The 24,592-nt window shown below is 71.6% G+C and carries 25 protein-coding genes; 16 read left to right on the top strand and 9 right to left on the bottom strand.

The window, feature by feature from the left end; genetic code table 11:
- Positions 1–7: 7 nt before the first annotated feature.
- A complete protein-coding gene (locus ICW72_RS16580; protein WP_191083722.1) occupies positions 8–1,852 on the bottom strand; it encodes a hypothetical protein in 1,845 nt (614 codons plus the stop codon).
- Between the two features lie 123 nt (positions 1,853–1,975).
- On the opposite strand from ICW72_RS16580, the gene ICW72_RS16575 reads away from it, so the two are divergent.
- The 6 genes from ICW72_RS16575 to ICW72_RS16550 all read left to right on the top strand — a co-directional run bounded on the left by ICW72_RS16575 (position 1,976) and on the right by ICW72_RS16550 (position 7,827).
- Positions 1,976–2,674, top strand: coding sequence for a VWA domain-containing protein (locus ICW72_RS16575; RefSeq protein ID WP_191083721.1), 699 nt, complete (start codon positions 1,976–1,978; stop codon positions 2,672–2,674).
- A 6-nt stretch (positions 2,675–2,680) separates the two neighbouring features.
- Positions 2,681–3,364, top strand: a complete 684-nt coding sequence (locus ICW72_RS16570; protein ID WP_191083720.1) for a J domain-containing protein — start codon at positions 2,681–2,683, stop codon at positions 3,362–3,364.
- A 140-nt stretch (positions 3,365–3,504) separates the two neighbouring features.
- Complete coding sequence (gene dnaK, locus ICW72_RS16565) at positions 3,505–5,421, top strand: molecular chaperone DnaK (RefSeq protein ID WP_191083719.1); 1,917 nt, start codon at positions 3,505–3,507, stop codon at positions 5,419–5,421.
- A gap of 95 nt (positions 5,422–5,516) precedes the next feature.
- Entirely contained in the window at positions 5,517–6,656 is a 1,140-nt protein-coding gene (dnaJ, locus tag ICW72_RS16560) for a molecular chaperone DnaJ (RefSeq protein ID WP_191083718.1), read from the top strand.
- Positions 6,653–7,384, top strand: coding sequence for a 4-hydroxy-tetrahydrodipicolinate reductase (gene dapB, locus ICW72_RS16555; protein ID WP_191083717.1), 732 nt, complete (start codon positions 6,653–6,655; stop codon positions 7,382–7,384). Before dnaJ ends, dapB begins: the two co-directional genes overlap by 4 nt.
- Entirely contained in the window at positions 7,384–7,827 is a 444-nt protein-coding gene (locus ICW72_RS16550) for a GNAT family N-acetyltransferase (protein WP_191083716.1), read from the top strand. Before dapB ends, ICW72_RS16550 begins: the two co-directional genes overlap by 1 nt.
- Positions 7,828–7,967: 140 nt before the next feature.
- On the opposite strand, the gene folE is transcribed toward ICW72_RS16550, so the two are convergent.
- The gene (folE, locus tag ICW72_RS16545) at positions 7,968–8,612 is read right to left on the bottom strand and encodes a GTP cyclohydrolase I FolE (protein ID WP_223880641.1); all 645 of its coding nucleotides are present in this window, start codon (positions 8,610–8,612) and stop codon (positions 7,968–7,970) included.
- Between the two features lie 132 nt (positions 8,613–8,744).
- Positions 8,745–10,286, bottom strand: coding sequence for an acetolactate synthase large subunit (locus ICW72_RS16540; RefSeq protein WP_191083714.1), 1,542 nt, complete (start codon positions 10,284–10,286; stop codon positions 8,745–8,747).
- 107 nt (positions 10,287–10,393) lie between these two features.
- Here ICW72_RS16540 and ICW72_RS16535 point away from each other — a divergent pair, with 107 nt between their 5' ends.
- Positions 10,394–10,891, top strand: a complete 498-nt coding sequence (locus ICW72_RS16535; protein WP_191083713.1) for a hypothetical protein — start codon at positions 10,394–10,396, stop codon at positions 10,889–10,891.
- 3 nt (positions 10,892–10,894) lie between these two features.
- Complete coding sequence (gene mobA / locus ICW72_RS16530) at positions 10,895–11,467, top strand: molybdenum cofactor guanylyltransferase MobA (protein WP_191083712.1); 573 nt, start codon at positions 10,895–10,897, stop codon at positions 11,465–11,467.
- Here mobA and ICW72_RS16525 read toward each other — a convergent pair.
- Together ICW72_RS16525 and ICW72_RS16520 are read right to left on the bottom strand one after the other, a co-directional pair.
- The gene (locus ICW72_RS16525; protein ID WP_191083711.1) at positions 11,454–13,484 is read right to left on the bottom strand and encodes a hydantoinase/oxoprolinase family protein; all 2,031 of its coding nucleotides are present in this window, start codon (positions 13,482–13,484) and stop codon (positions 11,454–11,456) included. The two genes, mobA and ICW72_RS16525, sit on opposite strands and share 14 nt — an antisense overlap.
- On the bottom strand, positions 13,484–15,118 hold the full coding sequence (locus ICW72_RS16520) for a hydantoinase B/oxoprolinase family protein (protein ID WP_191083710.1): 1,635 nt from the start codon (positions 15,116–15,118) through the stop codon (positions 13,484–13,486). Before ICW72_RS16520 ends, ICW72_RS16525 begins: the two co-directional genes overlap by 1 nt.
- Positions 15,119–15,189: 71 nt before the next feature.
- On the opposite strand from ICW72_RS16520, the gene ICW72_RS16515 reads away from it, so the two are divergent.
- Positions 15,190–16,107 carry an SMP-30/gluconolactonase/LRE family protein gene (locus ICW72_RS16515; RefSeq protein WP_223880640.1) on the top strand — a complete coding sequence of 306 codons (918 nt, stop codon included), beginning with the start codon at positions 15,190–15,192 and terminating at the stop codon, positions 16,105–16,107.
- Here ICW72_RS16515 and ICW72_RS16510 read toward each other — a convergent pair.
- Genes ICW72_RS16510 through ICW72_RS16500 form a run of 3 tightly spaced genes read right to left on the bottom strand, consistent with a single transcriptional unit; the run spans position 16,098 to position 18,283 of the window.
- Positions 16,098–16,676, bottom strand: coding sequence for a nucleotide exchange factor GrpE (locus ICW72_RS16510; RefSeq protein ID WP_191083708.1), 579 nt, complete (start codon positions 16,674–16,676; stop codon positions 16,098–16,100). The two genes, ICW72_RS16515 and ICW72_RS16510, sit on opposite strands and share 10 nt — an antisense overlap.
- 31 nt (positions 16,677–16,707) lie before the next feature.
- Entirely contained in the window at positions 16,708–17,778 is a 1,071-nt protein-coding gene (hrcA, locus tag ICW72_RS16505; protein ID WP_191083707.1) for a heat-inducible transcriptional repressor HrcA, read from the bottom strand.
- Positions 17,779–17,824: 46 nt separating this feature from the next.
- Positions 17,825–18,283, bottom strand: coding sequence for an SRPBCC family protein (locus ICW72_RS16500; protein ID WP_191083706.1), 459 nt, complete (start codon positions 18,281–18,283; stop codon positions 17,825–17,827).
- A gap of 74 nt (positions 18,284–18,357) precedes the next feature.
- Here ICW72_RS16500 and rph point away from each other — a divergent pair, with 74 nt between their 5' ends.
- A complete protein-coding gene (gene rph, locus ICW72_RS16495; protein ID WP_191086300.1) occupies positions 18,358–19,074 on the top strand; it encodes a ribonuclease PH in 717 nt (238 codons plus the stop codon).
- A complete protein-coding gene (rdgB, locus tag ICW72_RS16490) occupies positions 19,071–19,694 on the top strand; it encodes an RdgB/HAM1 family non-canonical purine NTP pyrophosphatase (RefSeq protein ID WP_191083705.1) in 624 nt (207 codons plus the stop codon). Before rph ends, rdgB begins: the two co-directional genes overlap by 4 nt.
- A 7-nt stretch (positions 19,695–19,701) precedes the next feature.
- Here the strand turns inward: rdgB and ICW72_RS16485 are convergent, their stop codons facing one another.
- Positions 19,702–20,919, bottom strand: coding sequence for a sensor domain-containing phosphodiesterase (locus ICW72_RS16485; RefSeq protein ID WP_223880639.1), 1,218 nt, complete (start codon positions 20,917–20,919; stop codon positions 19,702–19,704).
- Between the two features lie 146 nt (positions 20,920–21,065).
- Here ICW72_RS16485 and ICW72_RS16480 point away from each other — a divergent pair, with 146 nt between their 5' ends.
- From ICW72_RS16480 to ICW72_RS16460, 5 genes are all read left to right on the top strand, one after another.
- The gene (locus tag ICW72_RS16480; RefSeq protein ID WP_184382810.1) at positions 21,066–21,251 is read left to right on the top strand and encodes a hypothetical protein; all 186 of its coding nucleotides are present in this window, start codon (positions 21,066–21,068) and stop codon (positions 21,249–21,251) included.
- A gap of 41 nt (positions 21,252–21,292) precedes the next feature.
- Complete coding sequence (locus ICW72_RS16475) at positions 21,293–22,315, top strand: zinc-binding dehydrogenase (RefSeq protein WP_191083704.1); 1,023 nt, start codon at positions 21,293–21,295, stop codon at positions 22,313–22,315.
- Positions 22,316–22,323: 8 nt separating this feature from the next.
- A complete protein-coding gene (locus ICW72_RS16470) occupies positions 22,324–23,211 on the top strand; it encodes a lipid A biosynthesis lauroyl acyltransferase (protein ID WP_191083703.1) in 888 nt (295 codons plus the stop codon).
- A 131-nt stretch (positions 23,212–23,342) separates the two neighbouring features.
- The gene (locus tag ICW72_RS16465) at positions 23,343–23,870 is read left to right on the top strand and encodes a CHAP domain-containing protein (protein WP_191083702.1); all 528 of its coding nucleotides are present in this window, start codon (positions 23,343–23,345) and stop codon (positions 23,868–23,870) included.
- A 12-nt stretch (positions 23,871–23,882) separates the two neighbouring features.
- Positions 23,883–24,572 carry an alpha/beta fold hydrolase gene (locus tag ICW72_RS16460; RefSeq protein WP_191083701.1) on the top strand — a complete coding sequence of 230 codons (690 nt, stop codon included), beginning with the start codon at positions 23,883–23,885 and terminating at the stop codon, positions 24,570–24,572.
- Positions 24,573–24,592: the final 20 nt, after the last annotated feature.

The raw sequence follows: 24,592 nt of genomic DNA, 5'->3' as shown, positions 1-24,592 counted from the left end.
CAGCGCGTTACCGCGCCGTCGCCCGCACCCCCAGCAGCGCGACGGTCGCGGCGGGCCCCTGCATCATCGCGGCCTGGGCGGCATCCAGCGTCACCGGCGCGGGCGGGCGGGCGATGATCTCCACCTCGCGCGCCTGCCCGGCCACGAAGCGCAGCAGCGCCTCGCGCAGCCCGTCCAGCCCGGGGTCGGGGGCGGGGCCGGTCAGCGCCGCCGTCACAATCTCGCGGTGCTGGTCGCGCACCTGGGCGGGGGTCATGTTCTGGCGCCGGGCCTGGTCGGCCAGCGTGCGCTCATAAAGGGATTGGTCGGCATAGCGCAGCTGGGCCTGCAGCAGGCGCACCGCCTCGGGATTGCCGCCCGGGGTTTCGATGTTCACCCCCTCCATGCTCCAGCCCAGGGCCAGCGCGCCCAGGTCGCGCACGCCGAAGGCGAAGGCGGAGACGTCCAGCCGCTCATTCTCGGGCGTCCAGGAGGCGTCAATGGTGAGGTCCATGGACAGGCGGTCGAGGCCCACCACGTCCAGCACCACGGCCGTCTCCGGCGTGCGTTCCACCACCACCTCACTCACCGCGATGCGGCCGCCGCTGAAGCCATCCGCGCGGGTCTCGCCCTCGATGACCAGGCGGCCCATGCCGGCCACGCTCTGGTCGCCGCGCATCACCTGCACGCCTTCCACGCGATAGGCCTGGCGCCCGGGAGGGGGAGCGCTCGGCGTTTCGCTCCGCACGGCCGAGGTCAACAGCGCCGCGATGTCATGCCCCTCCACCGAGGCCGAGGCCACGCGCACCTGGTCCACGGGCGCGCCGCTGAGGCCCACCTGCAGCCCCTGCATGCCCACGCGGCCCGCCTGCCCGGCCCGCCAGCCCGACAGGTCGAACCGCTCCAGGGTGACCCGCGTGCCATTGCCTTCCAGAACCTCGAGGCCCGAGAGGCGCAAATTCTCCAGCGCGACCTGGTCGGGTTCGCGATCGCGGGGCTCCTGGCCGGGGCGCAGCGCCAGCATGGCCAGTCCCCCGATCTCCAGCCGCTCCAGGGTGACGGCGGCCATGGGCGCCTCGAAGCTGAGGTTGCGCGCCTCGCCGCGGCGCAGCCCCTCCGTGCTCGGCGCCTCCAGGATCAGTTCCTCCACCAGGATGCGCTCGGCGCCCCGGCGCAGATCGGCGTCGCGCAGGGTCAGCACTTCGCCTTCCTGCCGCGCCTCGCCATAGCCCAGCTGCACGTCGTCGGAGAGCAGTTGCCGCAAGGTCGCCAACGCGGCCGGCTCATTGTCCATGCGCGGGGGCATGGCGGGCCAGGACGGGTTGGGGGCCTGGCGCTGGGCCTCCCGCTCATTGGGCGTGCGCGAGCCTGGGCGCGGGCCGCGGTTGTCCGGCGGGATGGAGGGCGGCGTCAGGTGCAGCTTCTGGCTGGCCTGCGGCCCCGTCCCGGGCTGGGCCGGCCGCTGCTGCGGCTGCGCCTGGCGGGGCTGGGGCTGGGGCGGGGGCACGGGCTGTGCCTGGCGCGGCTGCGGTCCCGGCCCCTGGCCGATGGGCGGCGGGGGCGTCAGGTGAAGCTTCTGGCTGGCCTGGGGGCCCGTTCCGGGCTGGCCCTGGCGTGGCTCGGCCTGGCGTGGCTGGGTCTGGTGTGGCTGGGTCGGCGCGGGCTGCGCCTGCCGTGGCTGCGGTCGTGGCGCCTGGCCAATGGGCGGCGGGGGCGTCAGATGCTGCTTCTGGCTCTGCCCACTGGCCGCGGGTCCGCCCTTTCCGCCGGCGGCTGGCGGCGGATCCGGCTGCTTCTGCGCGGCCGCCCCGCCTGCGAGGGCAAGGCCCGCCGCGACGACCAGGGCGGGCATCCAGCGCGTGGCGTTCCGCATGTTGACCTCCTTCGTCAGTTGTTCCGATCAAAGACCAGAACGCCCGAAGGCGCCACCCGCAATGCGTGTACCGCGAATTCCGGGCTTTGCGCCCGGCCCCCGCGCCCCCACCTTGGTAGTGAGATGAGCCAGCTTCCCGCCAAGCCCGCGAACCCGGCCGTCGCGGCCTTCCTGCGAAAGGTCGAGGCCATGCCCGCCGTGCGCGCCACCAGCGCGCGCCGCGGAAGGCTGATCTTCGCCGTGGACGCCACCGCCTCGCGCCAACCCGCCTGGGACCGCGCCTGCCACCTCCAGGCCGAGATGTTCCAGGCCACGCGCGACCTGGGGGGGCTTTCCGTCCAGCTCGCCTATTGGCGCGGCTACCAGGAATTCGCCGCCACCCCCTTCCTGACCGACACGATGGAACTGGCGCGGCGCATGTCGGGCGTGACGGTGCTGGGCGGACAGACCCAGGTGCTGCGCTGCCTGGAACACGCGCTGAACGAAACCCGGCGGGAGCGCGTGAACGCCCTTGTCCTGGTGGGCGACGCGCTGGAGGAGGCGGTGGACCCCGCCTGCCACGCCGCCGGCCAGCTTGGCCTGCACGGCACGCCCGTCTTCTGCTTCCAGGAGGGCGGCGACCGCGCCGCCGAGATGGGCTTCCGGCAGATCGCGAAGGTCTCGGGCGGCGCCTGGGCGCCCTTCGACGCCGGCAGCGCCGAGGCCCTGCGCGACCTGCTGCGCGCGGTCGCCGTCTTCGCCGCCGGCGGACGCGCGGCGCTCACCCGCCTGCCCGGACGTGGCGCCCGCGCCATCGCGGGCCAGCTCCCGGCGCCGAGGTAACCCCGCATGGTCTGGCTGGCGGCCGGCGCCATCGTCCTGCTGGTGGCGATCACCTTCCTCTATCTCTTCATCTCGGCGAGCCCGGGGACGGTGAAGAAATCCCTCATCTGGGGGCTGGGGGCGGCGGGGCTGGTGCTCTTCGCGGTGTTGCTGGCGACGGGGCGCGGGGTCAGCGCGCTCTGGGCCGCCTTCATGTTCGGCCCGGCCATCGCCCAGGCCTTCCGGCGCTGGCGCGCCCGCCGCGCCTTCACCTCTCCGCCCGGCGACGAGGGCGCCACGGTGGTCGAGACGGCCACCCTCACCATGCGGCTTGAGATCGCGACCGGCGCCATGTCGGGCCAGGTGCGGCGCGGCCCCTGGGCGGGACAGGACCTCGCGGCGCTGGACCGCGCGGCGCTGCTGGACCTCATGGCCGAATGCGCGAGCCAGGACCCGGACAGCGTGCCGCTGCTGGAAGCCTGGCTGGACCGGACCGACCCCGAATGGCGGCAGGAACCCCCGCCCCGCCCCGCCACCGGCCCCATGACGCGCGACGAGGCCCTGGCCATCCTGGGCCTGATGGAGGGCGCCTCCCCCGCCGAAATCCGCGCGGCCCATCGCCGCCTGATGCAATCGGCCCACCCCGACCGTGGCGGCAGCGACTGGCTGGCCGCGCGCGTGAATGAGGCGCGGGATTTGTTGCTGGGTTGAGCCGGCCACCCTTGTCGCGCCCATCGCTGCTCAATACATAGGCACCAGTCAGAGACCGCGCATGGGGCGCGGACCACCAAGGGGCTCTGCCCGGTGCCTGCCAGGGCCGGGGTTGAGCCGCCGCACGGGAGCAGGCTCATATGAGCAAAGTCATCGGTATCGACCTCGGCACCACCAATTCCTGCATCGCCATCATGGAAGGCGGCGAAGCGAAGGTGCTGGAGAATGCGGAGGGCGCGCGCACCACCCCCTCCATGATCGCCTTCGCGAAGAATGGCGAACGTCTGGTGGGCCAGAGCGCCAAGCGCCAGGCCGTCACCAACCCGACCAACACCCTCTATGCCGTCAAGCGCCTGATCGGGCGCAAGTTCGAAGACGCCATGGTGCAGAAGGAGAAGGGCCTCGCCCCCTTCAGCATCGTGAAGGCCGACAACGGTGATGCGTGGGTGGAGATCGAGGGCAAGAAGTACGCCCCCCAGCAGATCAGCGCCATGGTGCTGACCAAGATGAAGGAGACGGCCGAGGCCTATCTCGGCGAGAAGGTCTCCGAGGCCGTCATCACCGTCCCCGCCTACTTCAACGACGCCCAGCGCCAGGCGACGAAGGAGGCCGGCGCCATCGCGGGCCTCGACGTCAAGCGCATCATCAACGAGCCGACGGCCGCCGCGCTGGCCTATGGCATGGACAAGAAGACCTCCGGCACCATCGCGGTCTATGACCTCGGCGGCGGCACCTTCGACGTGTCCATCCTCGAGATCGGCGACGGCGTGTTCGAGGTGAAGTCCACCAACGGCGACACCTTCCTGGGCGGCGAGGATTTCGACCAGCGCATCATCGACTACCTGGCGGAGGAATTCCGCAAGGAGAACGGCATCGACCTGCGCGGCGACAAGCTCGCCCTGCAGCGGCTGAAGGAGGCCGGCGAGAAGGCGAAGATCGAGCTGTCTTCCAGCAAGCAGACCGAGATCAACCTGCCCTTCATCACGGCCGATGCCTCGGGCCCCAAGCACCTCGTCATGCAGCTGACCCGCGCCAAGCTGGAGGCGCTGGTGGATGACCTCGTCTCCCGCACGCTGGAGCCCTGCAAGCAGGCGCTGAAGGATGCCGGGCTGACGGCGGGCGAGATCGACGAGGTGATCCTGGTGGGCGGCATGACGCGCATGCCCAAGGTCATCGAGGAGGTGAAGCGCTTCTTTGGCAAGGAGCCCGCGCGCAACGTCAACCCGGACGAGGTGGTCGCCATCGGCGCCGCCATCCAGGGCGGCGTGCTCAAGGGTGATGTGAAGGACGTGCTGCTGCTGGACGTGACCCCGCTGAGCCTCGGCATCGAGACGCTGGGCGGCGTGTTCACGCGCCTCATTGACCGCAACACGACCATCCCGACCAAGAAGTCGCAGGTGTTCAGCACCGCCGACGACAACCAGACCGCGGTCACCATCAAGGTGTTCCAGGGTGAGCGCGAGATGGCGGCGGACAACAAGCTGCTGGGCAATTTCGACCTGACCGGCCTGCCCCCCGCGCCGCGCGGCGTGCCGCAGGTGGAAGTGACCTTCGACATTGACGCGAACGGCATCGTCAGCGTCAGCGCGAAGGACAAGGCCACCGGCAAGGAGCAGAACATCCGCATCCAGGCGAAGTCCGGCCTGTCCGACGCCGACATCGAGAAGATGGTGCGCGACGCCGAGGCGAACGCGGACGCCGACAAGAAGCGCCGCGCCACCGTCGAGGCCCGCAACAGCCTGGACGCGCTGGTCCACTCCACCGAGAAGACCCTGCGCGACAGCGGCGACAAGGTGCCGGCCGCCGAGAAGGCCGAGGCCGAGGCGGCGCTGGCCGAGGCCCGCGGCGTGATGGATGGCGGCGATGTGGACGCGATCAATGCGGCCGCGGAGAAGCTCTCCCAGGCCGCGATGAAGATGGGTGAGGCCCTCTACAAGGCCGAGCAGGCGGCCCCCGCCGCCGAGGAGCCCGCCGCCCCCGGCGGTGCGCCCAAGGACAAGGTGGTGGACGCCGAGTTCGAGGAAGTGGACCCGAACAAGAAGAAGCCCCAAGGTTGAGGTGAGCGGGCATTTGCCCTGAGTGACACCGCGCCCGGGCCAGCGATGGTCCGGGCGTCTCTTCTTCGACCTTTTCTCGCGGGAGCGGGCTGACCATGGCCAAGCGCGACTATTACGAAGTGCTCGGCGTGGGCCGGGAGGCGTCCGAGGACGACCTCAAGAAGGCCTACCGCAAGCTGGCAATGAAATACCACCCCGACCGGAACCAGGGCGATGCCGACGCCGAGGGCCGGTTCAAGGAGGTGAACGAGGCCTATGACACGCTGAAGGACGCCGACAAGCGCGCCGCCTATGACCGCTTCGGCCATGCGGCCTTCGAGGGCGGCATGGGCGGCGGCGGCAATGGCGGCGGCCACCCCTTCGGCGGCGGCGGCTTCGAGGACATCTTCGAGGAGATGTTCGGCCGCTTCGGCGGGCGCAGCGGCGGCGGGCGTGCCGCCAGCGGCCGCGGCGCGGACCTCCGGCAGGAGGTGCACATCTCCATGGAGGAGGCCTTCGCCGGCACCAAGAAGACCATCCGCGTCCCCAGCAGCGTGCAGTGCGAGGCCTGCACCGGCACCGGGGCCGAGGGCGGCAAGCCCAGTTCGCAGACCTGCGGCACCTGCCGCGGCGCGGGCAAGGTGCGCGCCCAGCAGGGCTTCTTCCTGATCGAGCGCACCTGCCCCACCTGCAATGGCTCGGGCCAGATCATCAAGAACCCCTGCAAGGTCTGCCAGGGCGCGGGGCGCGTGCAGCGCGACCGCACGCTGAACGTGACCATCCCGGCGGGTGTGGAGGACGGCACGCGCATCCGCCTCTCGGGCGAGGGCGAGGCCGGGCTGCGCGGCGCGCCGGCGGGTGACCTCTATGTGGATATCGGCGTGCACGCGCACCCGATCTTCCAGCGCGAGGGGCCCAACATCATGGTGCGCGTGCCGCTGCGGATGACGCAGGCGGCCTTGGGCGGCGCGGTGGAGGTGCCGTCCATCGATGGGTCCCGCGCCTCGGTGAAGATCCCGGCCGGCACCCAGACGGGCGACAATTTCCGCCTGCGCGGCAAGGGCTTCTCCGTGCTGCGCAGCGCCGCGCGCGGCGACATGTATGTGCAGGTGGTGGTCGAGACGCCGCAGAACCTGACGCCCAGGCAGCGCGAGCTGCTGGAGGCCTTCGAGGCCGAGGCCTCCAAGGGCGGCAGCCCCGAAAGCGAGGGCTTCTTCGCCAAGGTGAAGGAATTCTGGGACGGGCTGGGACGATGAAGATCGGGATCGCCGGCATCGCCGGCCGCATGGGCAAGCTTCTGGCCGAGGAGGTGGAAGCCGCCGGCGCCACCCTCGCGGGCGGCACGAGGCGCGGGGATGACGCCCGCGCCCTCTTCGACGCCAGCGAGGTGGTGATTGACTTCACCCACGCCCATGCCGCCGCCGCGCATGCCGCCCTGGCGGCCGAGACGGGCAAGGGCCTGGTGCTCGGCAGTTCCGGCCTCTCCGCCGAGGATGAGGCCGCGGTGGCCGAGGCCGCGAAGCGTGCCCCCATCGTCTACGCCGCCAATTTCGCGACGGGCGTGAACCTCGTCATCGCGCTTGCGGAAAAACTCGCCGCCGCCCTGCCCGGCGCGCAATACGACGCCGAGATCGTGGAGATGCACCACCGCCAGAAGGTGGACGCGCCCTCCGGCACCGCCGTCGCCATCGGCCGCGCCGTGGCGAAGGGCCGCGGCACCACGCTGGAGGAAGCGGGCCGCGAATCCGGCCGTGACGGCCACACCGGCCCGCGCGGCACCGGCACCATCGGCTTCGCGGCCCTGCGCGGCGGCCAGGTGGTGGGCGAGCACACGCTGCTCTTCGCCGCCGGGTCCGAGCATATCGCGCTGACCCACCGCAGCTTCGACCGCCGCGCCTATGCCACGGGCGCGGTGCGCGCGGCATTTTGGCTGCAAGGCCGCAACCCGGGCCTCTATTCCATGAACGACGTGCTGGGGCTGTGATGGTGAAGATCGTCCCGCTGGACACCCGCCACCGCGCGGATTGGGAGCGCCTCTACGCGGGCTACGCCGAATTCTACAAGGTGACGCAGACGCCGGAGATGCGCGAAAAGGTCTGGGGCTGGATCCATGACCCCGCGCATGAGGTGAACGCCGTGGTGGCGGAGGATGAGGCCGGCCGCGCCGTCGGCCTCGCGCACTATCGCGCCTTCGCCCGGCCGCTTTCGGCCAGCACCGGCTGCTTCCTCGATGACCTTTTCGTGGACCCGTCGCAGCGCGGCAAGCGCGTGGCCGATGCGCTGCTGGAACACCTGCGCGGCCTGGCGCGGGAGAAGGGCTGGTCCACCGTCCGCTGGATCACGGCCGACGACAATTATCGCGGCCGTGGCGTCTATGACCGGCTGGCCAAGCGCACCTGGTGGATCACCTACGACATGACGCCGTGAAGGCGCGGCCTTAACAGGCCACGCCCTCACTTCTTTTTTGCGCGGCCGATTCACGCCCCGGCTGCGCCGGGACGATCGGACGCAGCTTTCGCGGCCGATTCACGCCCCGGCTGCGCCGGGACGATCGGACGCGGGGCCCCTTACCCCTCCAGCGGCCCGCGCGACCCGCCGATCATCGCGAGAAACTCCCGGCGCGTCGCGTCATTGCTGCGGAACTCGCCCAGCATGCGCGAGGTCACCATCGTCACCCCCGGCTTGTGGATGCCGCGGGTGGTCATGCACTGGTGCGCGGCCTCGATGACGACGGCGACACCCTTGGGCTTCAGCACGCTCTCGATGGTGTTCGCGATCTGCGCCGTCAGCTTCTCCTGGATCTGGAGGCGCTTGGCATAGGTCTCGATCACCCGCGCCAGCTTGCTGATGCCGACCACGCGGCCGCTCGGCAGATAGGCGATGTGCGCCTTGCCGATGATGGGGACCATGTGGTGCTCGCAATGGCTTTCCAGGCGGATGTCGCGCAGCACCACCATCTCGTCATAGCCATCCGTCTCCTCGAAGGAGCGGGCGAGCATCTCCACGGGGTCGCTCTCATAGCCCGCGAAGAATTCCTCATAGGCGCGGGCGACGCGGGCGGGGGTGTCCACCAGCCCCTCACGGTCCGGGTCGTCGCCGGCCCAGAGCAGCAGGGTGCGGACGGCGGCCTCGGCCTCCGCGCGGCTCGGCCGGGTGATGGCCGAGGCCTTCTCGTCGGCAGGAAGGGCGGTCGTGGGCACCTGAATGTTCATGCGCGCGGAAATTCCTCGGTTCCGGCGGGCCCGGATCATCCACGCCCGCCATCAATGTCGAAGCCGCATTTGGGGCGGGGGGCACGAAGCGCAACCACAGGAAATGCAGTCGTGCCTCCCGTTTCCGTCAGGTCAGATCATGAGTTCGATCAGGAAGGGGCCAGGGCGGGCGAAGCTCTGGCTCATCAGGTCCGCCACCTGGTCGAGCGTGGTGGCGGTCGCGGCCTCCACGCCCATGGACTGCGCGAGCTTGGCCCAGGCGATGTCCGGGTTGCCCAGGTCCATCATGTCCATCGCCACGCGGCCGGGGTTGGCGCCGACATTCTGATACTCGCCCAGCAGGATCTGATACTTGCGGTTGGACAGCAGGATGGTGGTCACGGGCAGCTTCTCGCGCGCCTGGGTCCAGAGCGCCTGCACCGTGTACATGGCGCTGCCGTCCGCCTGCAGGTTGATCACCCGCCGCCCGCCGCCACCGATGGCGGCACCCGTGGCCAGCGGCATGCCGCAGCCGATGGCGCCACCCGTGATCTGCAGCCAGTCATGCGGGGCGGCCGCATGGGTCGCGGGGAAGAAGCCGCGGCCATAGCTGACGGATTCATCGGCGATGATCGCGTCCTCGGGCATCAGCGCCGCGACGGTGCGGGCCAGGCCCTCGGGCGAGGGCGCGCCGCGCGCCACCTCGGGCTTCTCGCCATTGGAGGCGATGGCGACCTTGGGCGCGCCGAGCTCCTCCGCCAGCGCCGTCAGCGCGGCCAGGGCGTCCTGCTCCTGCCGGCAGGCCACGGTGATGCTGGCATTCTCCGGGTAGTGCTTCGACGGCTTGCCGGGATAGGCGAAGAAGCCCACCGGCGCCTTGGAGCCCAGCAGCACCAGGTGCTCCACCTTGGACAGGCGCTGGATGGCAAGGTCCACCGGATAGGGCACGCGCTCCAGCGCCATGCGGCCCTGGCCGCGCTGGAAACGGGCGTTGGAGGTCTCGGCCAGGATGTCGCAGCCCGTGTGCGCCACGATGCGCTGCGCGGCCTCCTGCGCCGCCTGGGTCAGCGCCATGGAGCCGCCCAGCAGCAGCAGCACGTTTTTCTTTTCGCGCAGCACGCGGGCGGCGGCGCGGATGGCGTGCGGGTCGGCCTGGGGCACGGCGGGCACCGGCAGGGCGGCGGCGACGGTGCCGCCCTCATCCCAGCAGGTGTCCGAGGGCAGGATCAGGGTGGCGATCTGCCCGGGCGAGGTGCGGGCGGCCTGTACCGCGGCGGCCGCGTCCGCGCCCACATCGGCGGCCTTGTGCGTGGTCCGCACCCATTGCGAGACGCCGCGCGCGAAGCCTTCGGTGTCGGCCGTCAGCGGCGCGTCATAGGGGCGGTGATAGGTGGCCTGGTCGCCCACGCAGTTCACGATCCCCGACCGGGCGCGGCGCGCGTTGTGCAGGTTGGCCAGGCCATTGGCGAGGCCCGGCCCGCAATGCAGCAGCGTGACCGCGGGCTTGCCGGCCATGCGCCAATACCCATCGGCGGCGCCGGTGACGATGTTCTCCTGCAGGCCGAGCACGCAGCGCATGCCGGGAATACGGTCCAGCGCGGCGACGAAATGCATCTCGCTCGTGCCGGGGTTGGAGAAACACACCTCGACACCACTCTTCAACAGGCTGTGGACCAGACTTTCCGCACCGTTCACCGCGTATTCCCCTCTGAACTGGACTGGGGCGCAGCCTGGGCCGAAGATGCCGCCCGGGCAAGCCTGGGGGGCAGCGTGTGTTGAAGGTATTGATCGGAGGTTTCCTCATGGGGGCCCTCTCCGTCCTGGCGTTCCACCAGGGCACCATCCACCTGCTCTACAATTACGGAAACAATGTCGAGGCGCTGACCGCCATCATCGGCCGGGTGCAGGGGCCGGGCTGGGACATGGGGCGGGCCATGGCGAATCCGCCCGTGGCGGGCCTGCACATCCCGCAATTCTTCAGCGCCATGTTCTGGGGCGGCGTCTGGGGCATTTTCATCGCGGCGGTGATCCGCTGGACCCCCCTGCCCGACCTGTTCACCGCGACCTTGATCGGCGCCGTGGGCTGCACGCTGGTGGCGGTGACGCTGGTGGCGCAGCTGCGCGGGGTGCCGATGTATGCCGGCGGCAACACCCAGACGCTGCTGCGCGCGGGGCTGATCAACGCGGCCTTCGGCTTCGGCACGGGCTTCCTGCTGCGGCCCCTGGCCCTGCGCCGGATGAAGGCGCCGCCGCCCGCGCGCCGCGCCGCCCGCCCGCCGCCGCTGCGCCGCCAGGCCTGAGCCTTGCGCGCCGATACCCTAGGCTGCGTGCTGGCGGGCGGCGAAGCGCGGCGGATGGGGGGCGGCGACAAGACCCTGCGGATGCTGCACGGGCGGCCTTTGCTGGCGCACATCCTGGCGCGCCTCGCGCCCCAATGCGCCGCGCTGGCCCTCAGCGCCAATGGCGATGCGGCGCGCTTCGCCGCCTACGGCCTGCCCGTCTGGCCCGATGCCACGCGGGGCCTGGGCCCGCTGGGCGGGGTGCTGGCCGCGCTCGAGGCCTCGCCTTTGCCCTTCGTGCTGACCGTGCCCGGCGACGCGCCTTTCCTGCCGCCCGACCTCGTGGCGCGGCTGCATGCGGGGCGCGGGGCGGCGGCGGTGGCGCAGGCAGGCTCCGGAGGGCGGGGGCATCCGGTGATCGCGCTCTGGCCGCGCAGCCTGGCCCCCGCGCTGCGCCAAGCGTTGGCGGAGGGTGAACGCGCCGTGGGCCGCTTCGCCGCGAGCCAGGGCGTGGCCCTGGTGGAGTGGCCGGGCGAGCCCTTCCTCAACATCAACACGCCCGAGGACCTGGCGCGGGCGCAGCTCACCCCAGGCTGACGGCGAGCCAGCCGCCTGGCTCCATCACCGCCGCATCGCCCGGTTGCAGCAGCACGGTGGTGGTGGGGCTTTCCACGATGGCCGGGCCGGCCACGCGCTGCCCCGCCGCCAGCGCCTCGAAGCGCCAGACGGGCAGCATGGCCCAGCCCCCTTCCAGCAGGCAGCGCCGCTCCGCCTCGGGTGTCGCGGGGCGGGGGGCGCCGGCGGGAAGGCGCGGCAGGGCCGGCAGCACCCCGCGCGCGGCGGCGCGGGCGGTGACCAGCACCACCTCCTCCTCCGGCAGATCATAGGTGAAGAGGGCGCGGTGGCGGGCGTGGAAGGCCTCGCGCAGCGCCGCGCGGGTGGGCACAACGCCATCCAGCGGCACCGTGATCTCGAAGACCTGCTCGCCATAGCGCATGTCGGCGGCGCGGCTGAGGGCGATCTCGCCGCCATACCATTGCGCGAGCTGGGCGCGCGCCTCCTCCGCCAGCCCGCCGAACAGACCGGGCAGCGCCTCATCCTCCGGCATGGCGCCGGCGCCGACCACGCTGCGCGCGATTTCGTGGCGCAGCTCCGTCTGCAACATGCCCCAGGCCGAAAGCCCGGCCGCGAACAGCGGCACCGCGACCCGCGCCATGCCGAGGTCCCGCGCCACCGCGCTGGCATGCAGCCCGGCCGCGCCGCCGAAGGCCAGCAGCGTGGCGCCGCGCGGGTCCACGCCGCGCCGCACCGTCGCCACCCGCACACCATCGGCCATGCGGGCATTGACCAGGCGATGCACGCCCAGCGCGGCCTGGGCCGCGTCCAAGCCCAATGCCCCGGCCAGGGGCGCCATGGCGCGCTCCGCCTCCGCCACGTCCAGGCGCTGCGCGCCGCCCAGGAAGCTTCCGGGGTCCAGATAGCCCAGCAGCAAATTGGCATCCGTCACGGTGGGCAGGGTGCCGCCGCGGCCATAGCAGGCCGGGCCAGGCCGCGCCCCGGCCGATTGCGGCCCCACCTGCAAGGTGCCCCCCGCGCCCAGATGCGCGATGGACCCGCCCCCCGCGCCGAGCGTGATGATGTCGAGGCTGTCCAGCGCGATGCGCTCACCCCCCACCTCGCGCCCCCGGCCGATGGCGGCGGCGCCGTCGGTCACCAGCGCGATGTCGGTCGAGGTGCCACCCATGTCGAAAGTCACGAGGTTGGCGCCCATCCCCCTCCGCGCCAGCGCCACCGCCGCCGCGACACCCCCCGCCGGGCCGGACAGCGCGGTGCCGGCGGCCAGCCGCGCCGCCTCCGCGATCGGCGCCACGCCGCCATGGGAGAGGATGACGAAGACCGGCGCCGCGCACCCCGCCTCGTGCAGCCGCGCCTCCAGCCGCATGAGGTATCGCGACACCACAGGCCCCACATAGGCATTCACCGCGGCCGTCGAGAAGCGTTCGTATTCCTTGATCTGCGGCAGCACATCGGCCGAGCAGGTGACGAAGACGCCCGGCAGCGCCGCCCGCACCGCCTCGGCCGCCGCATGCTCATGCGCGGGCGCGGCCCAGGAATGGAGGAAGCAGATCGCCACCGCCTCCACGCCCTCGGCGCGCAGGGTCGCGATGGCGGCGTCCAGGCTTGCCGCATCCAGCGGAATGTCCACCGCGCCATCGGGCCGCAGCCGCTCCCGCACGCCCAGGCGCAGGCGGCGCGGAATCAGCGGGTCGGGAGCGGGCAGGCGCAAATCATAGCGTGCGGGCTTCAGCCCCTCGCGCATCGCCACCACGTCGCGATGGCCCTCGGTGGTGAGCATGGCGGTCCGCGCCCCGCGCCGCTCCAGCAGGGCGTTGGTGGCGACGGTGGTGCCATGGACGATGCGCGTGGTCGTCTCCAGCAATTCGCCCAGCGTCAGCCCCAGCATGGAAGCGAGGTTCCGCAGCCCCTGGACCACGCCCTCGCTCTGGTCATGGGGGGTGGAGGCGGCCTTGGCGAGGTATTCGCGCCCCTCCTCGTCCACCCCCACCACATCGGTGAAGGTGCCGCCCACATCCACGCCGATGACATAGCGCATCACAGCAGCCCTTCCGCGCGGTCGGCTTCGATGGCGGCAGGGTCGCGCCGCGCCGGATCACCCCAGCCGCCGCCCCCGGCCGAGCGCACCTCGATCACCTCGCCCGGCGCGATGACGATGCCGACCTCCTTGGTGCGGAGCACGCGCTCGCTTCCATCCGCGTGACGCAGGGCGTAGCGGTGCGGCGCGCTGTCCTGCCCGCCATGGATCCCGGCGCTGCCATGGCGCGCGCCATCGCCCGCGGTGTTGGCGCGCGCGGGGCCGGCGCTTTCCACCGCCAGCTCCAGGATGGCGCCCATTCCCCCGCGATGCTGCCCCTGCCCGGCCGAGCCGGGCAGGAATTCATGGCGGCGGAAATGCAGGGGAAAGCGCGCCTCGGCCATTTCCACGCTGCCGAATTTCAGCCCGCCCGCGCTGTGCCATTCGCCGGCGGTGGACCAGCCATCGCCCCGCGCATGCCCGCCCCCGCCCGGCCGCGCGTGGAACAGATGCCAGACGAAGCGCCGTCCGGGCCGTCGCGCATCCTCGCCCGTGATGGCGATGCGGAAGCGCCTTCCCCAGCCGCCCATCACGCGCTCGGGGCAGCATGACTGCATGGCGCGCATGATGGCTTCCACGATCTCGTTGGAGCAGTGGCTGGTGCAGAGCGTCACCGCCGCCCCCTCCCGCGCCCAGACCACGCTGCCCTCGCGCGCCACCACCCGCAGCGCGCGGAAGGCGCCTTCGTTCTTCGCCACCTCGGGGTCGAGCAGATAGGCGAAGGCCATGCAGCAGGCGCTGACCATGTTGGGATAGGACGAGTTCACGAAGCCCCGCACCTGGTCGTCGCTGGCGCTGAGGTCCACGGTCAGCGTGCCGCCCCGCTTGGTGCAGGTGGCGCGGATGGCGATGTTCTCGGCGCCATGGCCGTCATCGTCGAGGAAGGCCTCGCCCGTCCAGCTCCCGTCCGGCCAGGCTTCCACGATGCGCGCGGCATGGGCGTGCGCCAGGTCCAGGATGGCGTCCACCGCGCCCATCAGCGCCGTCGCGCCATGCTGGTCCAGCAGCGCGGAAAGCCGCAGCGCGCCGAGCTTGGCCGCGCCCAGCATGGCGGCCAGGTCGCCGCGGAAATCCCGGTTGATGCGGGTGTTCAGCGCCAGCATGTCCACGAGGTCGGGCCGCATCTCGCCGCCCTCGCCCAGCAGGACGGGCGGGATGCGGAGGCCTTCCTGCCAGATCTCGGTGGCGCCCGGGTTGTAGCCGCCATGGGTGGCGCCGCCGATGTCGCTGTGATGGGCGCGGACGACGGCGAGGAAACGCAGCGAACCTTCGCCAAAAATGGGAAGGATGATGGTCAAATCCGGCAGATGGCTCCCCCCATGCCAGGGGTCGTTCAGCAGATAGACATCGCCCGGCTTCATCGCCGCGCCGAAGCGGTCCAGCACCGCCCGCGCCGCGAAGGGCATGGCGCCCACATGCACCGGGATATGGTCCGCCTGCGCCACCAGCCGACAGGCGCCATCCGTCACCGCGATGGAGAAATCCCGCGAGGAGTTCAGGATCTGGCTGTAGGCGGTGCGCAGCAGCGCCTCGCCCATCTCCTCCACGATCGCGGTGAAGCGGGCGTTCAGCACGGCGAGCGTCACGGGGTCCATGCGGTGTCCTTCACTTGGCGCAGGCGCCAGCGTGGCGCATCCTGCCAGCCACAAAAAGAGGGAGGATGCCCATGGAACTGACGACGCTGGCCGAGGGGTTGCGCTTCCCCGAGGGGCCCGTGGCCCTGCCGGATGGCTCCATCGCGCTGGTCGAGATCGCGCGCGGCACCGTCACGCGCGTGGCGCCCGACGGCACCACCAGCGTCATCGCCACCCCCGGCGGCGGGCCGAACGGGCTGGCGGCGGGGCCGGATGGCACGCTGATCCTCTGCAACAATGGCGGCTTCACCTGGCATGACGCGCCGGGCCAGCTGCGCCCCACCGGCCAGGCGGCCGACTACACCACGGGGCGTATCGAGGTGGTGGACATGGCGACCGGCGCGGTCCGCACCCTGTATGACCGCTGCGGCGACGTGTCGCTCAAGGGCCCGAACGACCTGCAACTCGACGGCAAGGGCGGGTTCTGGTTCAGCGACCTCGGCAAGTCCCGCGCGCGGGATCGCGACCATGGCGGCGTCTACTGGGCGGCGCTGGATGGCTCACGCATCGTGGAGGCCGCGCATCCGGTGCCGGGCGGGGCCAATGGCATCGGCATCAGCCCCGAGGGCGAGACGCTCTATGTGGCCGAGACCGAGACGGGCCGTCTCTGGGCCTTCGACATATTGGGACCCGGGCGCCTGCGCAAATCCCCCTGGCCCAGCCCGCATGGCGGCAACATGCTGTGCCAGTTCCCGGGCTTCCGGCGCCTGGACAGCCTGGCCATCACCGCCGAGGGCAACATCGTGGTGGCCACCCTCGTCTCCGGCGAGATCACCACCGTCTCACCGGCCGGCGAGATCCTGGACGTGGTGAAGATGCCCGAGCCCATGCCCACCAATATCTGCTTCGGCGGGCCGGGGCTGGACGTGGCCTACATCACGCTTTCCACCACCGGGAAGCTGGTTTCCATGCCCTGGCGGGAGAAGGGGCTGCGCCTGCCCTATTGCTGAGCGGGTTGGCCCGCCACCACCACCATGGCGGGCTTCAGCAGGCGGCCATTCAGCGTCCAGGCCGAGGACCAGGCCTGGAGGATGGTGCCGGGCTCCACGCCTTCCGGCGCCGGGGCCTCGCTCATCGCCTGGTGCAGGTCGGGGGTGAACTTCTCGCCCTGGGCGGGTTTCCGCACCACACCATTGGCTTCCATGCGCTGCAGCAGGAAGCGCTCCACCCCCTCGAAGCCGCCGCGCAGCTTGGTGATGATCTCGGGCTCGTCCTCGGCGGCCGCGGGCAGGGCGTCGAGGCCGCGGCGCAGGTTCTCCGCCGCCTCCACCACATCGGCCGCGAATTTCTGCACGGCGAAGTTGCGCGCCTTCTCGACATCGTCGCGGGCGCGGTTGCGGACGTTCTGGATCTCGGCCTCGGCGCGCAGCCAGCGGTCCTTCATCTCGGCCAGCGCCGCTTCCAGGGCCGCGATGCGCTCCTCCGGCGTGGGCTCGGGGGCGGGCGGCGCCTCGGGCGCGGCGGCTTCGGTCTCGGGCTCGGGGGCGGCGTCGGGCTTGGCGTTGTGTTCGGTGGTCATGCGCGTGACGTAATGGGCAGGGCCCGGCCGATCAACCCAAGAGCCGGCCGATGACGCGGGCCGTGTAGTCCACCACCGGAATCACCCGTCCGTAATTGATGCGCGAGGGGCCGATGACGCCGATGGCACCCACGATCTTCTCCTGCCCGTTGCGGAAGGGCGCCACCACCACGGACAGGCCGGCGCTGCTGAACAGCCCGCTCTCCGCGCCGATGAAGATCTGCACGCCCTCGCCGCGCTGGGCCAGTTCCAGCAGGCGCAGCGTGGTCTCCTGCGCCTCCAGCCGCTCGAACAGCGCCTGGATTTCCTGCACGCGGGCCAGGGTTTCCAGATTCTCCAGCAGCTTCGCCTGCCCGCGCAGGATCAGCGCGGCATTGCCACCGCCCGCCCAGGTGGCGAGCCCGGCCGCGATCACCTGCTGCGTCAGGGCATCGAGGGCGGTGCGGTTGGCGGTGATCTCGCCCTCCACCTTCTCCCGCGCCTCCTCCAGCGTGCGGCCGGCGAGCTGCGCGTTGAGATAGTTGCCGGCCTCGATCAGCGCCGAGGGCGGCAGGCCGGGCGGCACCTCGATGACGCGGTTCTCGACGCGCCCATCGCCCTGCACCAGCACCACCAAGGCGCGGCCGGGGCCCAAGGGCACGAATTCGATATGGCGCAGCGGCGCCTCGCCCTTGGGCGCGACCACGAGGCCCGCCGCACCCGCGAGGCCGGACAGCATCTGCCCCGCCTCGGCCAGCGTCTCCTGCAAGGAACGGCCATGGGCGGCGCAGCGGGCGGCGATGGCCTCGCGCTCCTGCTCGCTCAGATCACCGAATTCCAGCAGCCCGTCCACGAAGAGGCGCAAGCCCCGCTCAGTCGGCAGGCGGCCGGCGGAAGTGTGGGGGGCGTAGAGCAGCCCCGCCTCCTCCAGGTCGGCCATGACGTTGCGGATGGAGGCGGGCGAGAGGTTCAGCGGCAGGCGGCGCGAGAGGGTGCGGCTGCCGACCGGTTCACCGGTCGCGACATACACCTCGACGAGCTCGCGCAGCACCGCCGTGGCCCGTTGATCGAGGCCGGAGGCGGCGGCAAGGGGCAGGAGGCCCGGCTTGAAGGGCGTGTGCATCACAATGAGGTAAGGTGGGTCCTGCCGAGAGGCGGGTCAAGCAGGCTCACACCAGCCCCACATAGCGCCCCAGCAGCAGCGGCCAGCCCTGGGGCGAGCCCATGCCCTCCCGCACCGCCTCCCACCCCTCGCCGTGCCGGGCCATGCCGGAATGGGTCAGCACCACGCGGGTGCGGGCACCCTGGGCCTCGAAGACCACCTCCACCTCCGAGGCGAAGGCGGGGTCGGGCTGGGGGGCGCGGTCGGGGGCGATCTGCCAGGTGAAGCACAGGCGCCGCGGCGGCTCCCACAGCGTGATGCGGCCCCAGTCGCAGCGGAAGCCGTGCGGCCCGATCTCGCGGCAGGCGCCGCCCAGCACGGGCTCCATGCCGATCTCGACGCAGGCGGCCCCGCCCCAGGTGTATTCCCGCGGCCACCAGCGGTCGAAGCCATCGGTGAAGAGGCGGAAGGCCGCCATGGGCGGCAGGCCGATCCAGGCCTCATGCGTGGTGCTGTCTTCCGTCATCTGCTTAACCCCTGGCCTTCGCCGCGCGCCCGCGTATGGTGCGGCCGCTTCGCCTTTGCCAAGGAATAATGACCATGCGCCCATCCGGCCGCACCCCCGATGCCCTCCGCCCCGTCGTGATCGAGACGGGAATCGCCAAGCATGCCGAGGGGTCCTGCCTCATCCGCGTGGGCCAGACGGAGGTGCTCTGCGCCGCCAGCGTCGAGACGCGGGTGCCCCCCTTCCTGCGGAATTCCGGCCTGGGCTGGGTCACGGCCGAATACGGCATGCTGCCCCGCGCCACCCACACCCGCGGCGACCGTGAGGCCGCGCGCGGCAAGCAGTCGGGCCGCACCCAGGAAATCCAGCGCCTGATCGGCCGCAGCCTGCGCGCCGTGGTGGACCGCAAGGCGATGGGCGAGATGAGCATCACGCTCGACTGCGACGTGCTCAACGCCGATGGCGGCACGCGCTGCGCCAGCATCACCGGCGCCTGGGTCGCGCTGCACCTCGCTTTCCAGCATTGCGTCCGCAACAACATCATGAGCCAGGTGCCCCTGACCGACCATGTGGCCGCCATCTCCTGCGGCGTGGTGAATGGCGAGGCGGTGCTGGACCTCGACTACCAGGAGGACAGCGCGGCCGAGGCGGACGCCAATTTCGTCCTGACGGGCGGCGGCGCGCTGGTGGAAGTCCAGGCCACGGCCGAGGGCGCACCCTTCAGCGAGGCGCAGTTCCTGGCCATGCTGGATTTGGCGCGCGACGGCGTGGCCGCGCTGGTGGCGAAGCAGAAGGCGGCGGTGGGGCTTTGACCGCTTCGGCCGGCCAGCCCCGGAAGCTTCTCCCCGGCAAGCTGGTCCTGGCCAGCCACAATGCCGGCAAGCTGCGCGAATTCGCCGGCCTGCTGGCGCCCTATGGGCTGGAGGTGGTCTCGGCCAAGGAACTCGGCCTGCCCGAGCCCGCCGAGACCGGCACCACCTTCCTGGAGAACGCCCGCATCAAGGCGCTGGCCGCCACCCAGGCCACCGGCCTGCCCGCTCTCGCCGATGACAGCGGCTGCGAGGTGGCGGCCCTGGGCGGCGCCCCTGGCGTCTACACCGCCGACTGGGCCACCCGGCCCGATGGCAGCCGCGACTACGGCCCGGCCATGGAGCGCGTCTGGCGCGAGGCCCACGCCAACCCCGACCGGGGCTGCGCCTTCGTGGCGACCCTGGTGCTGGCCTGGCCCGATGGCCACACGGAAGGCTTCGAGGGACGCACCGAGGGCCAATGGACCTGGCCGCCCCGCGGCGCCCAGGGCTTCGGCTTCGACCCCATCTTCGTGCCGGAGGGCGAAAGCCTGACCTATGCGGAGATGAGCGTGGAGGAAAAGGCCCGCCTCTCCCACCGCGCCCGGGCCTTCAGGGCACTCGCCACCGCCTGTCTGGGCTGAGGGGCCGTCAGGCCAAGCGCGCGGCCAGCGCCATCGCCGCGTCGCGCGGCATGGGGCGGCCGAGCAGGTAGCCCTGGCCCTTGCGCACCTGCAACGCCTCCAGCGCCTGGCGCTCGGCCTCGGTCTCCACGCCCTCGGCGACGATCTCGGTGCCCGTCTCCCGCGCGAAATAGGTCAGCGCCGCCACCAGCGCGCGGCGGGCGGTGTCGGAATCGAGGCCGCGGGTCAGTTCCACATCCAGCTTGATGATGTCCGGTTCGAGCTGGATGATGTGCTGGAGGCTCGCGAAGCCCGAGCCCGCATCATCCACCGCCAGCCGCACCCCCGCCGCGCGCAGCGGGGCGATGGCGGCGTTCAGCGCGGCATAGTCGCTCACGGGGGCATGCTCCGTCACCTCGATGATCACGCGCCCGCAGGGCCAGTCGCCCAGCGCCTCGCGGAAGCGCCCCCCCAGCAGCGTGGCCGGCGCCAGGTTGACCGAGACGAAGAGCGGGTCCGGCAGGTCGGCCAGGGCTTCGAGCGCACGCGCGGCGGCGGCGAGTTCCAGGGGCTCGGCCAGGTCCGAGGCTTCCGCCTCCGCGAACCAGATGTCGGGCGTGCGGTAGGGCGTGGCGTGGAAGCGGCACAAGGCCTCGAACCCCACCAGGCGAAAGGGGGCGAAGGTGAAGATGGGCTGGTAGTGGAACTCGAATTCCCGCCCCTCGATCACCTGCAGGATGCGGTCGCGCAGGGCATTCGCCTCCTGGTCGCGGGCGCGCTCCCGGTCGATCTGGTGCGCCGCCAGGTCGGCGAAGACGCGCATCACCTGGAGGTCGCGCGGGTTCAGGCTGTGGTTGGGCGTGGGGCTGAGGCAGCAGAACATGCCGTACAACTCGCCATCCGCCAGCCGGATGGGCACGCTCATATGCGCGCCGATGGGGACATTGCGGGTGATGGGCAGGGTTTGGCAGAGCGCCTCGGCCGCGGTGTCGGCAATGAGCTCGGGCAGGCGGCCCGCCACGATGTGCCGGCAATAGACGTCATCGAGGGAAAGCGCGTCGCCCGGCTTGATGAGATGTTCGAGGCCAGGGGCGCTCACCTCGCGCATCATGGAAAGATCGCCTACGAATTCCGAGATATAGGCCACCTCCATGCCCAGGTGGCGGCGGATCGCCTCCAGGGTGGGGGCCATCGGCGCATCCAGGGTTTCGGGGGTAATGACGCTGCCGAGGGCGGATTGTGGCATGCTGACTGCTCCCAGAAGTTGGCTCCGGCCTGCATGGCAGCACCCGAGTGACGACAATGTTGATGCCGGGGTCTGGTTGCAAAGCCCAGGCTTGCCAAGGAATTATCGTGCGCCTGGCGATCGGCGGCACAAGAGGGGATAGGTCCATGGACGTTCAAATGCGGGTCCTGCTGCGCCTGTTCCAATGGTTTCGGCGCCCCCCCTCGCGCCAGCACCTCTGGATCATCGGGGCAACGGTGGCGGTGGCGGTGGTCATCGCCCTGGTCGAATGGGGCTTCGGCTGGCCGGATGCGCTGACGGTGGACCGCGGCCCCAGGGTCATCCGGCAGTGATCCGGTAGGAGGGCGCGGCGTTCCCTGCTAATGGGCGCGCCATGCACGCCCTCCGTCTCCTTGCCGACCGCGACCTCCGTCTCACCGAAGCGCCCCCGCCCCCGCCCCCCGGCCCGGGCGAGGTGCAGATCGCCATGAAGGCCGTGGCGCTCAACCACATTGATGTCTGGGGCTGGCGCGGCATGGCCTTCGCCAAGCGGACCCTGCCGCTGACCGTGGGCGCCGAGGCGGTGGGCGAGGTCACCTCCGTGGGCGAGGGTGTCACGGCGCTGCGCCCCGGCCAGCGCGTCGTGCCCTATGGCGGGATGACCTGCGGCACCTGCAAGCATTGCCTGGCCGGCCGCGACAACCTCTGCGAGAACGTGGCCGGCGTGCGCGGCTTCCATGTGGACGGCTTCGCCCAGGGCCTGGTGAACATGCCCGCCCGCCTCTGCGTGCCCGTGCCGGAAGGCGTCTCCCTCGAGGACGCCGCCTGCGCCAGCATCACCTTCGCCACCGTCCAGCACATGCTGTTCGACAACGCGAAGCTCGAACCCGGCGAGACCGTGCTGGTCCATGCCGCGGGCTCGGGCATCGGCAGCGCCGCGGTGCGGATGGCCAAGGCCATCGGCTGCACCGTGATCGGCACGGTGGGCGATGAGGAGAAGGCCGAGAAGGCCCGCGCCCTCGGCGCCGACCATGTGGTGAACTACAATGTGGACCGCTTCGAGAGCATCGCCCGCCGCGTCACCGGCAAGCGCGGCGTGGATGTGGTGTTCGAGCATGTGGGCGCGGCCACCTGGCAGGGCTCCCTGCTCTCCATGAAGATGGGCGGGCGGCTCGTCACCTGCGGCAGCACCTCCGGCGTCTCGGCCGAGACGAATTTGATGATGCTGTTCCAGCGGCAATTGCGCCTGATCGGCAGCTTCGGCGCCACGGTCCGCAACGTGGCGGAGGGGCTGGACAAGATGGCCCAGGGCATCCGCCCCGTGCTGGACAGCGTGCTGCCGCTGGACCGCTTCGAGGAGGGGCTGGCGCGGCTCGAATCCCGGCGCGTCTTCGGCAAGATCGTCGTCACGCTGTAGGCCCGGGCGTGCGCGCAAGGCTGGCCCTGGCGGGGGAATGGGCGCTCGCGCAGGTGGCGCGCGCCGCCTTCGCCTTCCTGCGCCTGCTGGGGCTGCGTGCGGCCTCGGCGCTGGGCGGCTTCGTGCTGCCGCTGGTGGGGCCGCTGACGCGCAACCACCGGCAGATGATGGACAATCTCCGCCTCGCCCTGCCGGAGCTGGACGCGGCGCAGCACCGCGCCATCGCGCGCCGGGCCTGGGAGAATCTGGGCCGCACCGCCTGCGAATACGCGCATCTGGACCGCATCTGGGATTTCGACGGCGGCCGGGTCTATTCCCACCCCGACACCAAGGCGCGGCTGCACGCCCTGATGGCCGAGGGCCGGCCGGTCCTGACCTTCTCGGCGCATCTCGCGAATTGGGAATTGCCGGCGGTGGTGGCGGCGCGGATGGGGCACCAGGGGGCCATCCTCTACCGCACGCCCAACAACCGCTTCATCGCGGCCGACATCATCGCCCGCCGCGCGCCCATCATGGGCGAGCTGATCCCGGCCAGCGTGGCCGCGCCCATCCGCATGGCCTCCGCGCTGGATGAGGGCAAGTCGCTCGGCATGCTGGTGGACCAACGCTTCGGCCGCGGGCCGGTGGTGCCCTTCTTCGGCCAGCCCGCCGCCTCCAACCCCTTCCTCGCGCGGCTGGCGCGGCGCTTCGAGGCGCCGGTCTATGGCATGCGCGCCATCCGTGAGCCCGGTCCGCGCTTCCGCATCGAGCTGATCGGGCCGGTGGAACTGCCGCGCGACGCCGCGGGCCGGGTGGATGTGGAGGCCAGCACCGCCCTGCTGAACCGCATCATCGAGGGCTGGATCCGCGAGGACCCGGGGCAGTGGCTGTGGATGCATCGCCGCTGGCGGCGTTAGGGATATCGCCGCTGGCGGCGTTAGGGTTCCGCTGGATTTCCGCCGGAATTCCAGGCTACAGCACCCCATGCGCCACCTTGGGGAAGGCGGCGCCCATCCACTTGGGCCATCCACTGGGGGGAGTGGACCACATGCACCGACGCGCGCTTCTCGGCGCCTGCGCCATGGGCGTTCCGCTGGCCATGCTGGCCGGCTGCGGCACCAGCCGCGCCCCGGCGCCGCCCGTCATCGCCGATGTGCCGGGCCATGGGCCCTATGCCGGCATCTCCTGCGTGCCCTATGCGCGGCAGCGCTCGGGCATCCAGCTCGCGGGCGATGCCTGGCAGTGGTGGGACGCGGCGGCCGGCCGCTACAGCCGCGCCCGCCGGCCGGAGCCGGGCGGCGTGCTGGTTCTGGCCCGCACCTCGCGGCTGAATTCGGGGCATCTGTCCGTGGTGCGGCGCGTCGTCTCCTCGCGGGAAATCCGGGTGGACCATGCCAACTGGGCCTCGGGCAGCCTGCGGGGCCGCGTGGCGGAGGACCAGCCGGTGGTGGATGTCTCCCCCCGCAATGACTGGACGCAGGTGCGCGTCTGGTATCCGCGCATCAACGCCCTGGGCAACACGGTCTTCGCGGCGCATGGTTTCATCCTGCCGCGCACGGAGATGGCGGCGCGCTGAAGGGGGATCCCGATGGCCTGCATCCTCGTCTGCCACGGCGCCTGGTCGGGCGGCTGGTCCTGGAAGAAGCTGCGCGAGCCGCTCCGCGCGGCGGGGCATGAGGTCTTCACCCCCACCTACACGGGCCTCGGCGAACGCGCCCACCTGGCCCACCCGCTGGTGGACCTGGAAACCCATATCCAGGACATATTGGGCGTGATCGAGGCCGAGGATCTGCGCGACATCACCCTCATCGCGCATTCCTATGGCGGCATGGTGGGCACCGGCGTGGCCGACCGCGTGCCGGACCGCATCCGCCATCTGGTCTACCTCGATGCCTTCGTGCCGGAGGATGGCCAATCCCTGCAGGACATGGTGGGCGGCGGCGGGCCCGAGGCACCTTTCGAGGGCTGGCTGGTCCCTCCCCTGCCCGGCGCGCCCGACACCGCGCCCGAGGATCTGCAATGGACCCGCCCGCGCCGCCGCCACCAGCCCGCGCGCTGCTTCACGCAGAAGCTGCGGCTCAACCACGCCACGCCACCCTTCGCCCGCACCTACATCCACTGCACGGTGAAGGACGGGCACGACCCCTTCCGCCCCATCGCCGACCGGCTGCGCCACGCCGCCAGCTGGGGTTTTCTCGAAATGGCGGCCAGCCACAGCCCCAACATCACCGCGCCCGAGGCCCTGGCCGCGCTGCTGTTGGAACTGGCGCAAGGGTGATTTCGCCGGGCCGCGTCCCG

The organism is Roseococcus microcysteis, assembly GCF_014764365.1.
GTDB lineage: Bacteria > Pseudomonadota > Alphaproteobacteria > Acetobacterales > Acetobacteraceae > Roseococcus > Roseococcus microcysteis.
Note: the sequence above shows the minus strand (reverse complement) of the source record. Positions and strands in the feature narration are given on the sequence as shown.

Coding starts and splice junctions, on each gene's coding strand:
- ICW72_RS16575 (WP_191083721.1), top strand. CDS start 1,976: ATGAGCCAGCTTCCCGCCAAGCCCGCGAACCCGGCCGTCGCGGCCTTC.
- ICW72_RS16485 (WP_223880639.1), bottom strand. CDS start 20,919: ATGCCACAATCCGCCCTCGGCAGCGTCATTACCCCCGAAACCCTGGAT.
- ICW72_RS16465 (WP_191083702.1), top strand. CDS start 23,343: ATGCACCGACGCGCGCTTCTCGGCGCCTGCGCCATGGGCGTTCCGCTG.
- ICW72_RS16510 (WP_191083708.1), bottom strand. CDS start 16,676: ATGACCACCGAACACAACGCCAAGCCCGACGCCGCCCCCGAGCCCGAG.
- ICW72_RS16580 (WP_191083722.1), bottom strand. CDS start 1,852: ATGCGGAACGCCACGCGCTGGATGCCCGCCCTGGTCGTCGCGGCGGGC.
- ICW72_RS16525 (WP_191083711.1), bottom strand. CDS start 13,484: ATGCGCTATGTCATCGGCGTGGATGTGGGCGGCACCTTCACCGATGTG.
- ICW72_RS16460 (WP_191083701.1), top strand. CDS start 23,883: ATGGCCTGCATCCTCGTCTGCCACGGCGCCTGGTCGGGCGGCTGGTCC.
- ICW72_RS16475 (WP_191083704.1), top strand. CDS start 21,293: ATGCACGCCCTCCGTCTCCTTGCCGACCGCGACCTCCGTCTCACCGAA.
- ICW72_RS16550 (WP_191083716.1), top strand. CDS start 7,384: ATGGTGAAGATCGTCCCGCTGGACACCCGCCACCGCGCGGATTGGGAG.
- rph (WP_191086300.1), top strand. CDS start 18,358: ATGCGCCCATCCGGCCGCACCCCCGATGCCCTCCGCCCCGTCGTGATC.
- ICW72_RS16570 (WP_191083720.1), top strand. CDS start 2,681: ATGGTCTGGCTGGCGGCCGGCGCCATCGTCCTGCTGGTGGCGATCACC.
- hrcA (WP_191083707.1), bottom strand. CDS start 17,778: ATGCACACGCCCTTCAAGCCGGGCCTCCTGCCCCTTGCCGCCGCCTCC.
- folE (WP_223880641.1), bottom strand. CDS start 8,612: ATGAACATTCAGGTGCCCACGACCGCCCTTCCTGCCGACGAGAAGGCC.
- ICW72_RS16535 (WP_191083713.1), top strand. CDS start 10,394: ATGGGGGCCCTCTCCGTCCTGGCGTTCCACCAGGGCACCATCCACCTG.
- dapB (WP_191083717.1), top strand. CDS start 6,653: ATGAAGATCGGGATCGCCGGCATCGCCGGCCGCATGGGCAAGCTTCTG.
- ICW72_RS16515 (WP_223880640.1), top strand. CDS start 15,190: ATGGAACTGACGACGCTGGCCGAGGGGTTGCGCTTCCCCGAGGGGCCC.
- dnaJ (WP_191083718.1), top strand. CDS start 5,517: ATGGCCAAGCGCGACTATTACGAAGTGCTCGGCGTGGGCCGGGAGGCG.
- ICW72_RS16500 (WP_191083706.1), bottom strand. CDS start 18,283: ATGACGGAAGACAGCACCACGCATGAGGCCTGGATCGGCCTGCCGCCC.
- ICW72_RS16480 (WP_184382810.1), top strand. CDS start 21,066: ATGGACGTTCAAATGCGGGTCCTGCTGCGCCTGTTCCAATGGTTTCGG.
- ICW72_RS16520 (WP_191083710.1), bottom strand. CDS start 15,118: ATGGACCCCGTGACGCTCGCCGTGCTGAACGCCCGCTTCACCGCGATC.
- dnaK (WP_191083719.1), top strand. CDS start 3,505: ATGAGCAAAGTCATCGGTATCGACCTCGGCACCACCAATTCCTGCATC.